The following is a 14,549-nucleotide window of genomic DNA, read 5'->3' as shown; positions in this document are numbered from 1 at the left end:
ACCCACCCTCGCTCACGTCCCGCAACAGCTCGCGCGCCCGAGAATTCCACACAACCCGGCCGCTGCGCGCGCTCACCATCCTCGTGTAGAACGACGTCGACACACTTCTTGCAATCAAGGTCCAGTTGACGATGACGAATCGCATCTGATGCGATCTCGTCATCGTCGTTGACCGCCGCCCCGACGACGCCGCCCTGGATGGTCGAGTCTTTGGTCTTCCATGAAGTGGCGGGCTCGACAATGACTCCCCGGCGATGATCGACGGGGGTGGGGTTGAGCTGAGCGTCCCCTACTCGGAGGCGCGCAGGTCGGTGAGGGGATCAGGCTCCTGGGCGTGCTCGACCACGGTCTCGGTGAAGATCTTGATGGTTCCCTCTTCGCCGTCCTTGCCGCCGGAAACAGTGTCGGTCATGGGATATCTCCTTCGATCTGGATGATGGTGGGCGGTGCGGGCTGAGGATTGACGATGCCGTAGATCGTTCCGGCGCCGGATGCGACCCAGGCGGCCATGAGGACGATGAAGCCGCCGATCAGCCAGTTGTGCCGGTGACGGAGTTGCGTGCGGGAGCGCTTCTGGGATGCCAGGCGACTGCCCACGAGCGACCGGCGCATCCATTCGCTTGCTTTGGCCGCGTACTCGGTGATGGTGCCGTCGAGGGCGGGTTGCTCGGTCAGGCGGGAACGCATCGCGAACAGTCCGCACACGGCCGCACCGAGATACAGTGCCAGGCTGATGCCGCTGATCCACGCGTTCCCCGAAGCGGTGACGAGCTCGGTGCCGCCCAGCGCGCCGCTGACACCGATGAGGACCGCGGCGCGGGTGCTCGTGTTCGACAAGCGGCTGGTCATTGCCGCCTCTTGGCGTTCGAGTTGCTTCTCGATGACATCGAGATGCTCGGCGTCCAGTTTGACGAGCCCCGCAGGTGGTTCGTATGCCGCGCCCGGCTTCTTCTGCCCCCAAGGCCATCTCACGAGCACACTGTACCGAGGGTCAAGTCCTGGGACGTGGTGTATCGGTGATCGTGTGATCCCTCGTGTCGAGGTCAGGCTGTGAGGGCCCGAAGGTCGGGTTCGATCACCTCCTCTGTGGTGGGTTCGCCGACGCGGCGTGCGGCGGCGAGGGCGTCGAGGCCGAGGTAGCGGCGTTGCTCGGCCCACTCGTCGTGTTGCTCGGCGAGGACGGCGCCGACGAGCCGGATGATCGCGTCGCGGTTCGGGAAGATGCCCACGACGTCGGTGCGGCGGCGGATCTCCCGGTTGAGGCGTTCGTTCGGATTGTTGGACCAGATCTGCCGCCAGATGCTCTTCGGGAACGCGGTGAACGCGAGGATCTCCTCACGTGCGGCCTCGAGGTGCTCGAACGACCTGGGGAGCTTGTGCTCGAGCGCGTCCAGGACGCGGTCGAACTGGGCGTGCACGGACTCCGCGTCGGGCTGGTCGAAAACCGTGCCCAGCAGGGTCTTCACCCATGGCCACGAGGACTTTGGGGTCACGCTCATCAGGTTCGCCGCGTAGTGGGTTCTGCACCTCTGCCAGGACCCGCCGACGGTCGCGCCGATCGCTGCGACCAGACCTGCGTGTGCGTCGGACGTGACGAGCTTCACGCCGGTCAGGCCTCTCGCGACGAGGTCGCGCCAGAACGTCAGCCAGCCGGCGCCGTCTTCGGTCGAGTTGACTTGCAGACCGAGGATCTCGCGGTAGCCGTCGGCGTTCACGCCGGTCGCGACCAGCACCGCGACCTTCACGACCCGGCCGCCCTCGCGGACCTTCATGGTGAGCGCGTCGGCGGCGACGAACGAGTACGGGCCGGCGTCCAACGGCCGGGTGCGGAACGCGGTCACCTGCTCGTCAAGGTCGCGCGCCATCTCCGACACCTGCGACTTCGACAGCCCGGTGATCCCGAGGGTCTTCACCAGGTCATCCATCCGACGGGTGGACACGCCGAGGAGGTAGCTGGTCGCGACCACGGTGGTCAGTGCGGCCTCCGCGCGGCGGCGGCGTTCCAGCAGCCACTCCGGGAAGTAGGTGCCCTGCCGGAGCTTGGGGATCTTCACGTCGATGGTCCCGGCGCGGGTGTCGAAGTCGCGGTGGCGGTAACCGTTGCGACGGTTCACCCTGTCGTCGCTGATCGTGCCGTAAGCGGCGCCGCAGATCTGGTCCGCGTCCGCGGATAGCAGCTGGTTGATGAACGTGCCGAGCATCTCCCGCAGCAGATCGGGAGACGCCTGCGCGAGGTGGTCTTCGAGGAAGCGGGCAGGGTCGATATCGTGGGGTGAGACGGTCATCGTCGGGGTCCTTTCGAGATGGATGTGAAGAGTTCTCTCGAAGGATCACGCGGTGACCGTCGCTACGTCCGCAGCGACACGGTCACCCGATCCGTACACCACCTTGCCGGACGCCACCGTACCGAGTAGGCGGGACTCGCGTACCTCACGCTCGATTGAGGTCAGGGGAAGCACCGGTGCACAGCTGGCAAATGCTGGAGGAGTTGTCGGGAATGGCGTCGTCGATCCGACGCTGAGCGAGGAGAGTTGCTCGTGGTGACAGTCGGGGCCGCGCTCACATTGAGGACCTTGGTGAATTGCATCTGATGCGGTCCCGTTGTCGCTCGTCATCGTCACCGGAGCTTTGACCACCGGGGACTGGGTGGCGCAGGCATGTTCACAGCGTCCGTAGGTACGTCGCCATGTCAAAGCTCTGCAGACTCGTGTCGTAGGGTGCGCGTGAAGGATGCCGAGGGTGATGTCTCTTCAGGGGGCTGCCGATCGACATCCAGCCGCAAGACCCTTGTTCCGCGATCTGCGCGATGCCGTCGAGCATCTCAGGGAGATAGGCTCGCTTCTCGATTAGCTCACCCCATGCTGCGAGCAGCGTGACGCTGCGGCCCCGTAGCAACTCAGCGATGTGCTTCTCGTTCTGGGCCTTCAGCTCCGGCAGGTACTGCGTGTGCATGCCGTCCGGATCCTTCGACCGCTGTGGATAGAGGTTCAGCATGATCCAGCTGTCGTAGTTGTTCTTCGCGGCTCTCCGGGCGATACGGGTCACCGTGCGATCCAGCTTCAGTGGCGTCGCAGTGCTCGGGTTGACGCCCACGCATATCAAAGGGTTCTCCCCGACTGTGCCAAGCACGAACCGCGCTGTGTTGTCGGGAGTGTTCTCGTACAGCCATCCTTCGGGCACTGTCACTGTGTCTGTCCGATTTCGAGGGCGCCGGACTCGAGCCGGGCCTGCCAGGTATCGAGTACGAACTCCGCGATAGTGACCGTCGCGTTCAGCGCCAGACGAGCGTGACGTGCAAGCGCCCCGCTGCGCCGGGACTGCCCGTGTCCGATCCCCAGCTCGTTGCGCAGCTCAGAGAGCGAGTTCACGGTCGTCACGAGCGTGCGCAAGATCCTCTGCGAGGTCTGACTCGCCCGCGCGGACTCTGGCACCGCCTCGGCACTAAGGGCGAGAAGGTCCGCGACCTTGCGATAGAGGTCAGGGATGTCGTCGCTGCGACTGTAGGCGACCTCGCTGCGGTCGAGGATGATCTTGAACAACGACTCGATGAGGTTCTTGCACGAGGAGATCGCCGCCGGTGGATCCGCGACTAGACCGGCGCGGATCCGGTTGAGGTGCTCCTGGAGAACGTCCGGATCCGTGAGAGGTCGCTCGCTCAGTCGTAGCTCCGGCGTTGTGCCGTGAAACGCGTCCAAGCGCCGCCAGCCGTAGATCGCATGACCGCTGATCCAGTCGGACGCATAAAGCTCGTAGCCGTCGCGCGCGAGGGCCTCGTTGAACGCCTTCAACAACAGCGCCGCCTCGGCCTCGTCAGTTCGCACGACCGGGTGCAGCATCTCGGCGAGGAACACGAGGACTACCTCATCGTCGCCATGCATGAGCCCGAACCTGCTGTCTGTGAAGACCCAATCGTCTTCCCAGTCGTAAGGGTTGTTCACCCGGTGCTGCCAGATGTCTCCGGACGCGTCTCGGTAGCGGGTATCCGTGCTCGGCAGCTCGCCCAGGTCGTAGATCCGGCCGAGGAAGTCCGGTTCCTCAAGACGTCCCGACCAGCTGAGGCCCGAGAGCGCGATGGAGTCGAACAGCTTGCGACGCGTGATCGCGGTGATGCGACTCGAGCTACTCGGCATGATCTGATCGTATTCACCCGAGCGACTTCCGCAGCCCTACGCACTGGGTGCCATTTCGCGAGGTCTGAGCGCCCGGTGCAATCGAAGGCAGCAACCGCGCAGCCTCGGTTCTCGGAGCTATTCGCTCCCGTTGAATACGCACCCTGCACCAGTCAGTTGTTATACCCATAAGAGGTGACAGACCCCCACCAGCTGCGATATCGGGATATGTCCCGCCTGTGTGGAAAGCGTACCCAGGGGCGCTTGTCGCGGAATGAACGTCTACGACCGGGGGATGTCGAGAAACCCGACGAGTATGGCGCGATCCTCTTCGATGATGAGTGCGGTGTCGATGAAGTGCCGTGAACCAGGGAATGTCCGCACGGTAACGGCAGGTTGTGAGGAGACCTCTAGCACGCCGTCATGATCGATCCATGACACGCGTTCCTGTCCTTCGACAAGAAAGCCGCCCGCCATAGCGTGCGTGGACACGGGAGCACCGCCGGCGGTCGCATCGTCAAGGCGGACGCCTAGCGCGGCAGCCCGGTCAAGCTTCACTCCGTCCAGGGTCCGCAACCGGGCCACACGCAAATCACCGTCAACGTCGTACAGCAGCCGCTGCTTAGAGTTTGCGAGCACTCGCACCCCGCCTTCTCGTACTCGCGACTCGTCGATACCGAGGCTCCGCGCAGACAGCATCGCAAGGTCGTCATCAGAGCGACGGTAGCCGGTGATCATGTGGCTGGGGAAGCGGGACCTCGGGCTCTGGAGACGTCGTTCAGAGGCCCCCAGGTAAAGATTGGGGATTCCTTCTTCTACGAAATTCAACAGGTCCTTGGACGCCATCGACACACCACTGGAGAAGTCGGCAAGTCGCTGCATTGAGTTCCCCTGGGAACGTCCCTCCTCGTGGCCAAAGTCGATCCGATCGAACCAAAGCCCCTCCTCGAAAGCGGATGCCGCGACAGCACCGTAATTCGTATCAAGGTCGTGGACGGCAAAGCTCAGCCGCGACTCGAGGTAGTGCTCTTGGCCCAAGTATTCAGGGTTCAGGTTCGTCTCGAACAGCCCGTCGCTGCTTGCGATGAAGGCGTGATTGCCGTAAATCGACACCGAGAGCAGGAAGCCGGGCACGGACTCGATGTCTACGGACTCCATCGGCGGATCAGCGAACTCCACCCGAGCGACCTTGCTCGCGGCGCTGACGGTGTCAGACAGCGCGTCGCGGATACGCGGCACACGAGTGAGCGCTTCGATCTGCATGCCCCCCTTCCAGTCATTGCGGAAGAGCGCGAACTGTGCGGCGAGAGCAACCTCCGGGCCGTGGGTGCCATGTAGTTGCGAAACGAGGCGAGCCACGGGCGTGTGAACGAGGTCGCCATCTGTAGTCCAGAGAAACAGATGGTCTTTATAGAGCCACCCCTCTGCCCACTCGCCGGGAAGGATCGCTTGGAACAGCGCGGCCCTTGTCATGCTCTGCGCTTCCAGAGCTTCTTGATGAGTCCTCGCGTCGTTGCCCCTTCTTGCTCCCAAGCGCGAAGCACTTCGGGCGGCACGGAAGTGCGCGCCACAGCGTCCGGAAGCGCGGAGACAGGGTAGCCGTGCCAAGGGATACCGACGTCAGACCGGGTGAACGTCGCTATGCGCTCCCGGCTCGCACCGATGACGCTGGCGTCCGGCATGACGAACCAGTGCTTCCCGCGCGAATCTATCCAGCCCCGATCCGACGCGTGGCAGAACGCATGACATTCATCGTCGCTGCTTAAGATCCAGCGAGACTTGCCCGGGAGCTTCGCGGCGGGACGGTGGTAGTAGAGCGACTGGTACTGAACCGGCGGAGCGCATGTCACGTAGACCGGGTCTTGAGCGCCAGGCGTCGCGGTCGCACATGTCCTTGCAGCGATCGCCATTCGAACCCCGTCCTGATCAACAGTGAGAGCCTAGCGAAGTGCTGTGCACTGCAGCAGACCCCGTTGAACCAGACCGTGGTAATCGGCTGGGTAGCTCCACGGCGTCGACGGTGACCTACCGCGCATGCCACGCATACCGCGCGGGAGTCGCGAGGTTGCGTCGACATACGGGCCGGCACTCGGCTCTGACAAGATGGCGACGGAGGGTTCTGGATGACCATCACTGTCGCGACGCAGAAGGTGCTGTGGGGCACATCGCACAACGTCTGCGCCTACACGTTGTGCGTTCAGCCGCTCACCATTGACGCTGGAGACGGGGACGGCAGCGTTGTCGTGGGTGAGCAGGCGCACATTCGTTCCGGCCGGCCGCGGGGGCCGCGTCACGACCCTCTGTACGAAGACGTCGACGGTCCCGACAATCTGATCCTCCTCTGTCCTACCCATCACACCCTCATCGACTCCGACGACGGCCGTCACTTCACCGTGGCGCAGCTCGAGCAGATGAAAGCTCAGCATGTGCGTCAGCAGGACAAGCGAGCGAAGTTCAGCCCCGCGATTCGCGCGTATATGGCCGACCGGTACGGGGCGGAGGACTTCGTCCAGTTCCAGCAGGCCGAGTTGAAAGCGCGCGTGGATGCGATGTTCGTGGACGTCCCGCTTGGTTGCCGGGCAGACAGTCGCGCTGCTGCATTGGTTGGCGAGATCTCTCGCGCGCACCCTGGCGACCCGTTGCCCGCGGACAGTCGGCGGAGCCTCCTCGTCGCCGGGGCTGCGCAGATGTTGCTGCACCCGGAGTGGAAGGAGAACGCGGTCTTGGTCGGCGGACCGGGGCAGGGCAAGTCGACCATTCTGCAATACCTGGCCCAGTACTACCGGGCGCGACGGCTGGACAAGAGCACTTACGACGCGCAGGATGTCAGCCTTGTGCGCAGCACAGGTTTGGCGCGAATCCCACTCCGCCTGGATCTGCGTCGCTATGCACAATGGAGACGCATCCAGAGGGAACGCGCCGTCCAAGAAGGAAAAGAAGCATCCGAAGCGCGCACCGACCTCGAACGGTATCTTCTTGGCGACATCACCCGGCACACCCGAACACACGAGTTCACAGCCGACGACTTCGAGATGATGCTGGCCACCGAGCCACTGCTTCTCGCATTGGACGGGCTGGACGAAATCCCGAACGTCCAGGATCGAGACGAGGTAACGACCGAGATCGCTCGAGCCCGCGACAGGCTCAATGCGTTGGCCGCGAACCTCGTCGTCCTCGTCAGCACCCGCCCGGGCAGCTCGCTGAGCGCGTTGACCGCTTCGGGCACGTTCACCGTTCTCCAAGTGCTACCGCTCACCCCAGGGCTGCGGAGGCAGTACCTCAACAGGTGGATCGAGGTCAACGCGCTCGAACCGGACTCTGCCGAACGGCTCGCGACAGCGTTCCACGACAACGAACACCTTCCTCACATCCAGGAGCTCGCCTCCTCGCCCATGCAGCTGGCCATCCTGCTGAACCTTCTCCACAGACGCCAACTCCTGCCCGAGCAGCGCACTGAGCTCTTTCGCAACTACCTCGAGTCTTCCCTCGATCGGGAACAGGCCGAGAACAAGGAACCGCTTCTCGCCCAGCACCGCAACGTGCTTGTCGACACACACGCCTACCTCGGCTGGTACCTACACTCGCAGACCGAGCTCGGCGCGCTCGAGGGTGGCATCGGTCAAGACGAACTGCGACGTGTCCTCCGCGTCCGACTCGAAGGACAACCAGACGCACAGAAGCTCGCAGACGCCATCTACTCCGCCATCACCTCGCGGGTGCTGTGCCTAGTAGAGCGCGAAGGGAAATTCGAGTTCGAAGTCCAATCGTTGCGCGAGTACTTCGCCGCCTGGCACCTGTTCGAGAACCTCACCTCCCGAGGTGTCGGCGACTCCCGTGACGACGGCGCGACCGCGCTGCTCTCCCGCGCCTACTGGACAAATGTGACGCGCTTCTTCGTGGGCATGTTCACGAAGGGCGAGGTCCGTTCCCTCCATGACAACTTCAGGTCGGCAGATAACGCTGTCAGCCCGCACCCACTGGTTCGCGCGACAGCGGCTCTGACGCTAGCGGACCGCGTCTATCAGGCGCAGTCGTCGACTGTGTTGGAAAAGGTCGTAGCGTTTGTTCTCGACGGATCGGGAGTCACTCTCGGGGAACTGGGCTTGCTCGACAGCACCCGCATCCCGCTGCAGTTCAGCGACCGCGCCGGACGCGCCGAAGCAGTCGCCTACCTACGTCAGCGCCTGGAGAACGGCAACGGTCCGGTCAGGTCGGTCGCTTCGAGCCTGTACCGCCACGCGACAGTGGACGACGACCTGGTCGCGTGGTGGTGGGAGCAATACAGGCCCAGCTCATCGTGGGTGGAGGTCGCGGCGACCCTACAAGCACTGGGCTCGCTAGATCCGGATGAAACTGCACGGCTGGTCGCGGCGCTCGAGGTCGCTGCCGACGAAGAGGTAGCGTTCGCCCACCTGCTCCTCGCTGGCGGTTACGACGGCGACGACGACCGTATCCTTCAACTCGTACTTCGCGAACAGAACCGGGGTGTGGTTGCCGAGGCTGCGCAGGCAACGCCGGTCGCGTTGCTGAGCCAGTTCGCGGCCGCGATCGTCACCAAGAACAGAGCGGGACTACCGCGGGCCCGTCGTAACGAACAAGATCCCCTGGGAGCGGCGCGCGCGGCTCATCTCTTCCTCGGCAAGAAGACAAGCGACGGGGTCGAATCGCTGGTCTCCATCGCCGGAGTATGGGGCGAGGGCTGGGTGCTTGGGCGCGCGGTTGCTTCCCTCCCGTCAGCAACCGACCTCGCCATAGTGACGTCAAACCCGCACCTGAACAGTGCCCTTCGTACCGAGCACTCGTTCCGCACCCACTCCGACGACGCGCAATGGTGGCAAGACGCGCTGCGGACCGCAGCTACCGATACCGAACGTGACCTCCGTGTCGTGGGGCTCCTCTCGCATGCCCGTCAGGACGTCCTCATCGAATCGATAGCGCATCTCGAACTCTCCGTCGGAGCCATGTCTCCGGCGCAGTACTCGACGGTGTGCGACGCCCTCGTCGCCGGTCATGGCATCTCACGGGGACGACGGCTTCCCTTGGACGAGGCGGTACGCGTCGGGACGATTCGGGCCACGGGGCGTGTTCTCTGGCTGATACGCGTGGTGAGCACCGAACCCACAGGATGGATCGACAAGCAGCTGGAGAAAGCACTCGAAGACGTCGCGGAGGCAGGAATAGAGCCCAGCGAGTTGTTCGCGGCGGTGCACCCACGTCGAACAGTCGGCATAGACATCGTCCGCGGCGCCACACTGGAGGAATTGCCACCGACGGTGAAGCTGGGGGCGTTGACTGCGTCCCGCGTGGCCGAGGTGATGTCGGCTCCCGAACTGTGGCCTGTACAGATCGTAGAGAGCGCCATCAACACGCTGGCGGCGAAGAAGGGGACCCAGCTGCCGCCGCTTACGCAGGTCGCGCAGGAGAACACGTGGGACGTCGGCTAACAGAAGTCGCAGAGCGAACGCCGGAAGTCATCTGAAGGAGGCTGCCAAGAGATATCTATGATGCCCGGAATCGCGCAGCCAAGTCGCCGGCGTGGCGAAGCGCGGACTCACAATTGCGGGTAGATCTCTCGTGCATACACCCTTACTCTTTGCTCGCACTCTTCACGACCTCTGCATGTAACGAGTAGTCGGAGATTCCTGGTTCTTCACGAGGGCGTGTACGCGGTGGTTGCGATGTCCTGGCAGAGTGCGATGAGGTCGGGGGTGATGGCGGGACCGGCTGCTCGTGCGCGGTCGAGGTAGGCGTCTGCGATGGCGAGCAAGCCGCTCGTGTCGAGATGGTCGGAGGCCCGCTCACGGTCGATCGCTGCGAGGATCGCCTGTGCGTCGTCGCGGCCAGGGCCGGCGGTGTGCATGACGGTGCCGTGCAGGTTGTGGACGGTCACCGTGTCGAATACGTCGGCGGAGAGGATGTCAGCGACCGAGCCGGGGAGAGCGTCGTAAGCGACCCGGTGTGCCGCGGGGAGGGTGTAGCGGCCGTGGCCGTCGCGATCGAGCTGGTCGAGGTAGCGTCCGAAGATTCGGAGACGGGAGACGACCTCGTGGATGGCGAGGACGTGCAGGTGCGTGTCGAATCCGGCGTCGTGGTAGCGGCGGGCGGTGTCGATGGTGACGGAGGCCCGGCGTAGCGTTCCTTCGACGATGACATGCGGGCGCACTGTGAGCGTATGCTCGATGGCTCGCTCGACCCACCGGGCGGTGTCGCGGTCGGTGTAGAACGCAGCGGTCTCGTCGCTCTCGGCCAGGAGCCGCGCATAGTCGGGATGGTAGGGCCTGTAGTCGTCCCCGATGATCGCGGCGACGGCATCCCAGCTGTCGCGGTGCGCCAGCTCGGTGATGACGGCGGCCTGGGCCACGGACTTGCCGGCCCCCGGTTGCGCGCCGAAGAAGTGCGCGCTCGGGCCTGAAGCGGCGTGCAGACCGGGGAACTCAAGCGGAAGCAGTCGTGTGCGGAAGATGTGTTCGTTGTCGGCGTCGGTGAGCTGGAACCGGGTCGGATCGGTCATCACGCGCGGGCGTGGGCGCGGTCGCTGTCCTGCACCTGCAGCAGCAGTTCGGCGATCAGCAGTTGCTCGTCGTCGTCGGAACGGAGGCGTTTGCGTACCTGGACGAGCGCGGCGATCGCGTCGGTCTGCCGTCGTCCCTCGGGGGTGTCGAGTCCGGCTGTGTGGGCGGCGGCATTGCGGCGGGCGATCTCACCAGTGATCGACTCACGCAGCCCCTCGAAGCGGATGCCGCGCTCGAAGTCAGCGCCCAACGTGACTGTCTCGGTCACACTGCACCTCCGTCGCCCGAAACCGCGCCCGGTGTGGCGGCGGCTGATTCCATGTTCCCACAGCCCCGTGGTGACGGGCCAGAGCACCCCAGACGCGTCATCTGACGACAAGGGGCGGCCCGCGCACCCCTCCGATGTGTTGTCGATGCGGCTGATGTCGGCGGGGTTCGGGTACGGGTACTTGCTGCGTTCGATCGTCATCGGTGACGGTGTCCGCGACATGACGTCTCCGCTTCTCCGGTACTACACGGAGAAGGGCGCCCCGCACAGCCGCTGACAACGTGGGCCGCCCCTGCCTCCCATGACCGGTGCGGCTGTAGCGCCCAACGCAACTCAGGACGAGCATTCATCCCAAGGTGAATATCGACCCTGCGCCAGTGGAGCGGGCGTCGGGAGCGCGGGACTCAATGGGTTCCGGGACGCGACCGGGCTCAGAGCCCCCGTCTACTCGTCCACTCGACTGGCGACGGAGCACCGTCGAAAAGCGGTCGGATACTGTGTGTCAGCGGGAGGGAAGCAAACCCGATCCGCGCACATATCTGGAGGGGGTCGTAGTGACGGATGGCCGCAGTGTCGCGGTTCTCGCAGGGAACGGACTGTCGATCGCTTTCAACCCCGAGTTGAACCTGCAGAGCATCACAGAAGAGGTTCTCCGCCGCATCGAGGAGGCGGACGGCGGTGACGTCGTGATCGCAATGAAAGAGCTCGCGGAGCGCGCTCTCCCAGACGGCGCCACCAGTGCCGCGGACTTCGAGGTGCTTGTGGGCGCCTTCGGCGCAGAATCCCGCACGCTGGATGTGCTGGACACTCTCGCTGAGTTAACCCAGCCCGCCGACGAGAAGCTCCGAAAGGCCATACAGCGAGTCTCGAGGTTCGCGGAACGGGTACGCGACACAGGGATATCCCACGTCCTAGAGGTCATAGCGGAACGTTCGCACGCCTACGTCGACGAGGCGCAGAGTTTGTACGACCTAGGTGCGCGGGTCAGAATCGGGTGGCGTGGCGCGCGGCGTTGACTCTGGCATCGCGCGCTGACGGTCGCGAACGGGAACGGGCGGGCCGTTGCGGTGTGAGAGCGTGCGGGATCGCACGGCGAGGGGCTCGTGGCGACTGTCGGTGCGTGCTGTGACGCCCAGGGACCCCTGGGGAGGCCTATGCGGGCGCCAGCCCGGCGGCTGTAGCGACGCGGAGCTTGCGGAGGTTGTGGCAGATCGTGTGGAGTAGCCATTCGCCTTGGGCGCCGGCGAGTCCGCGTAGCCGGAGCTGTCCGGCGTTTTGCCGGGTCTTCATCTGCCCGAACGCGGGTTCAACGATGGCTTTGCGGCGCGCGTAGTCGGTGCGGCCCTGCTCGGTGCGCAGCGCGTGCGCCATCCGCTCCCGCCGGCTCGCGTCCTCTGGGGCCGGGTCCGGGGCGCCGGCGGTAGGGAAGCTCTCGCCGTGACGTTGCCGTCCCGTCGCGATCAACACCTGTGCGTCCAGATCGTCGGCGGCTTCGAGGTTGGCTTCCGAGCAGTAGCCCGCGTCAGCGAGGACGACCTCTGGGGAACGCTCGATTCCTGCCGCGTCGAGGTTCCGTAGGGTCTGCTCGGCCATCGGGACGAACTGCTGGATATCGGTGGCCTGCTGGGTGACCTCGGCGCTCAACACGATCTGGTGGCCCTCATCGACAACGGCCTGCGCGTTGAACGCGTAATCGAAGCCGCGGACCGTCTTCATCATCCGCGCCTCAGGATCGGTGAAATTGCGTTGCGCTTTCGGCTTCGGCGCCGCCGTGTCCACCGCAGTCGCGACGGCCGCGTCGGCCTGCTCAGGGGGCTGACCGGCGGCGTCGGCCTTCTTCCGCGCCACGGCTGCCGCCTTCTCGGCGGCGTCGGCCTCGATCGCGTCCTTCGCGGCACGTAGTTTTGCCAGGCGCCCCTCACGGCGGGCCAGCTCCGGGGCGACCTCGTCCCCGCGCCGGTCCTGGCCGAACTGCTGATCCTCGGCCTCATCGACCGCCTCCGCCTCGGCGAGCAGCGCAGCGACCTCGGCTTGGAGCTGATCGATCTTCGGCACGATCCGGTCATAGCTCATCGCCTTATGCCGCGACGCGTTCGCAGCCAGCTTCGTGCCATCCAGCGCGACCCGCCCCAACCGCACCAGCCCCGCCTCCGCGCAGACCCGCAGCACCTGCAGGAACAACCCCGGCAGGGCATCCAGGTGACGCCGACGAAACCGGGCCAGCGACCGGTAGTCGGGCGCCTGGTTGCCCGACAGCCACCGGAAGGCGATATCGCGCTTGCAGCGCCGCTCCAACTCACGAGACGAGGTCACGCCCGTCGCGTACGCGAACAGCAGCAGCTTCAACATCATCCGCGGGTCATACGGAGGCGCACCCGAGGCGGACGCGTACGACGCGTAGACCGGCGTCAGATCCAAGAGCTCTTCGACGACCTCGGAGATGAACCGGGCCTCATCATCCTCGTCCAGCCAGTCATCCAGACTCGGCGGGAGCAGGAAACACTGCCCCTGGTCATACCCACGGAACGTCTTGCCCGCACCCGCCGGTGCAGCCGATCCCGGCGCCCGCGCCTCACCCGGCTCGACCTCGAACAGACCCTCCAGGCTGGCAGTCACCGTCATGAATCGATTCTCCCAGCACCCCGCGCTATCCACCGGATTCACCCCGGCGCGTTAACGGAAGGATCTGACCCACGCACCTAGTGACGGCGATAACCGGAGCGTTCGATGGCAAGGTCGTCATCGCAAATCTCAACTACGACACCCTCCTGCTTGCATCGCTCCTTACAGTGTGTCAGCCGGAGCTCGCCGATATGGGCCACGGCTACCGTCACGTGAAAGTCGTCGTCGACGACCAGGTTGAGCGCACCGTGCAGGCGCTCAGATCAAGTAGCGATGACTTCCCAAGAAGCAAACGAGTGCAGCTGCTGCACATCCACGGATCACTCACGTTCTGGGCGACGCGGGATGGGAAGATACACGCCAAGCTACCCAAGGAAATGCTGGACGACGGTGATCAATGGCGCGCGGTCCGAGAGAGGACAACCAACGTCAGGCCAGTAGTCGTTCTCGCGAATCGGAAAGACAAGGCCGAGCACGTCGCTCAGTTCCCCTTCGACCTTGCGTACACGATGTTCGCCGATGGATTGGCCGAGGCAGATCACTGGCTCATCATCGGCTACTCCTTCAAAGACGATCCAGTCAACGCCGCGCTAAGAGCCGAGTTCATCGACCGTGACCCGAAGCCGCGGGTCCTTGTCGTCACCTTCGGTGATGAGCCGCGCCGCCGAGACGTGGAGCGAGCACTCGGCTGGGGTGCCGAGGACGGTACATCCAAGAAATGGCTGACCATCAATCGAGATGGCGCCAGTGGCGTCGAAGCCAGCGATGACTGGCAGAGCTTCATCAAGTAGCACGTCAAGGGCGTTGTCTGCGAGCTGTACCTCCTCACACCGCCAATCCTCGACGCGCAGGAGCTCAGCCCGCGCTGAACGCCGTCGCCACAGAGAGCAACAGCCGCAGCCTGAAATCGTGGCCAGCCGCATGACGACGTCGCGGGCGGGTTCCCCCGCTTGCAGACTTGAGCGGCAACTCAGCTGCACCGGTCGCCCGTCGTCACGGCGTGTGTTCGCACCGCAGCTGGTGGTCACCGCGGCCCGC

Annotated in this window: 12 protein-coding genes; 3 read left to right on the top strand and 9 right to left on the bottom strand. The window is 64.7% G+C overall.

Going from position 1 to position 14,549, the window contains the following annotated elements; all coding sequences use genetic code 11:
* Positions 1-289 precede the first annotated feature (289 nt).
* From CGU35_RS18740 to CGU35_RS14000, 6 genes are all read right to left on the bottom strand, one after another.
* Positions 290-412, bottom strand: coding sequence for a hypothetical protein (locus tag CGU35_RS18740; protein ID WP_269800329.1), 123 nt, complete (start codon positions 410-412; stop codon positions 290-292).
* A complete protein-coding gene (locus CGU35_RS14020) occupies positions 409-972 on the bottom strand; it encodes a hypothetical protein (RefSeq protein ID WP_157813995.1) in 564 nt (187 codons plus the stop codon). The genes CGU35_RS18740 and CGU35_RS14020 overlap by 4 nt, the downstream gene beginning before the upstream one ends.
* A 71-nt stretch (positions 973-1,043) precedes the next feature.
* Positions 1,044-2,285: an IS256 family transposase gene (locus tag CGU35_RS14015; protein ID WP_100809640.1), complete on the bottom strand. Its 1,242-nt coding sequence runs from the start codon at positions 2,283-2,285 to the stop codon at positions 1,044-1,046.
* A gap of 376 nt (positions 2,286-2,661) precedes the next feature.
* Positions 2,662-3,180, bottom strand: a complete 519-nt coding sequence (locus CGU35_RS14010) for a DUF1643 domain-containing protein (RefSeq protein WP_157813994.1) — start codon at positions 3,178-3,180, stop codon at positions 2,662-2,664.
* 2 nt (positions 3,181-3,182) lie between these two features.
* A complete protein-coding gene (locus CGU35_RS14005) occupies positions 3,183-4,130 on the bottom strand; it encodes an abortive infection family protein (protein ID WP_100812130.1) in 948 nt (315 codons plus the stop codon).
* Positions 4,131-4,391: 261 nt separating this feature from the next.
* Entirely contained in the window at positions 4,392-5,582 is a 1,191-nt protein-coding gene (locus CGU35_RS14000; protein WP_100812129.1) for a hypothetical protein, read from the bottom strand.
* A gap of 650 nt (positions 5,583-6,232) precedes the next feature.
* Here CGU35_RS14000 and CGU35_RS13995 point away from each other — a divergent pair.
* The gene (locus CGU35_RS13995) at positions 6,233-9,553 is read left to right on the top strand and encodes an NACHT domain-containing protein (protein WP_100812128.1); all 3,321 of its coding nucleotides are present in this window, start codon (positions 6,233-6,235) and stop codon (positions 9,551-9,553) included.
* A 206-nt stretch (positions 9,554-9,759) separates the two neighbouring features.
* Here the strand turns inward: CGU35_RS13995 and CGU35_RS13990 are convergent, their stop codons facing one another.
* Together CGU35_RS13990 and CGU35_RS18235 are read right to left on the bottom strand one after the other, a co-directional pair.
* Entirely contained in the window at positions 9,760-10,620 is an 861-nt protein-coding gene (locus CGU35_RS13990) for a zeta toxin family protein (protein WP_100812127.1), read from the bottom strand.
* Positions 10,620-11,090: a hypothetical protein gene (locus CGU35_RS18235; RefSeq protein WP_157813993.1), complete on the bottom strand. Its 471-nt coding sequence runs from the start codon at positions 11,088-11,090 to the stop codon at positions 10,620-10,622. The genes CGU35_RS13990 and CGU35_RS18235 overlap by 1 nt, the downstream gene beginning before the upstream one ends.
* Positions 11,091-11,443: 353 nt before the next feature.
* On the opposite strand from CGU35_RS18235, the gene CGU35_RS13980 reads away from it, so the two are divergent.
* Positions 11,444-11,905 (top strand): hypothetical protein, encoded by a 462-nt coding sequence (locus CGU35_RS13980; protein WP_100812125.1) that lies wholly within the window; start codon positions 11,444-11,446, stop codon positions 11,903-11,905.
* Between the two features lie 136 nt (positions 11,906-12,041).
* Here the strand turns inward: CGU35_RS13980 and CGU35_RS13975 are convergent, their stop codons facing one another.
* The gene (locus tag CGU35_RS13975; protein ID WP_036294992.1) at positions 12,042-13,511 is read right to left on the bottom strand and encodes an IS1182 family transposase; all 1,470 of its coding nucleotides are present in this window, start codon (positions 13,509-13,511) and stop codon (positions 12,042-12,044) included.
* A gap of 80 nt (positions 13,512-13,591) precedes the next feature.
* Between CGU35_RS13975 and CGU35_RS13970 the strand changes: the two genes are divergently transcribed.
* Positions 13,592-14,302, top strand: a complete 711-nt coding sequence (locus CGU35_RS13970; protein ID WP_100812124.1) for an SIR2 family protein — start codon at positions 13,592-13,594, stop codon at positions 14,300-14,302.
* The last annotated feature ends 247 nt before the right edge of the window (positions 14,303-14,549 follow it).

The organism is Microbacterium sp. BR1, from assembly GCF_002812725.1.
Classification (GTDB): domain Bacteria; phylum Actinomycetota; class Actinomycetes; order Actinomycetales; family Microbacteriaceae; genus Microbacterium.
Note: the sequence above shows the minus strand (reverse complement) of the source record. Positions and strands in the feature narration are given on the sequence as shown.

Bases quoted from the DNA above. Each gene is read 5' to 3' on its own strand.
- CGU35_RS18740 (WP_269800329.1), bottom strand. From the start codon at position 412: ATGACCGACACTGTTTCCGGCGGCAAGGACGGCGAAGAGGGAACCATC.
- CGU35_RS14015 (WP_100809640.1), bottom strand. From the start codon at position 2,285: ATGACCGTCTCACCCCACGATATCGACCCTGCCCGCTTCCTCGAAGAC.
- CGU35_RS14005 (WP_100812130.1), bottom strand. From the start codon at position 4,130: ATGCCGAGTAGCTCGAGTCGCATCACCGCGATCACGCGTCGCAAGCTG.
- CGU35_RS14000 (WP_100812129.1), bottom strand. From the start codon at position 5,582: ATGACAAGGGCCGCGCTGTTCCAAGCGATCCTTCCCGGCGAGTGGGCA.
- CGU35_RS13995 (WP_100812128.1), top strand. From the start codon at position 6,233: ATGACCATCACTGTCGCGACGCAGAAGGTGCTGTGGGGCACATCGCAC.
- CGU35_RS13990 (WP_100812127.1), bottom strand. From the start codon at position 10,620: ATGACCGATCCGACCCGGTTCCAGCTCACCGACGCCGACAACGAACAC.
- CGU35_RS18235 (WP_157813993.1), bottom strand. From the start codon at position 11,090: ATGACGATCGAACGCAGCAAGTACCCGTACCCGAACCCCGCCGACATC.
- CGU35_RS13975 (WP_036294992.1), bottom strand. From the start codon at position 13,511: ATGACGGTGACTGCCAGCCTGGAGGGTCTGTTCGAGGTCGAGCCGGGT.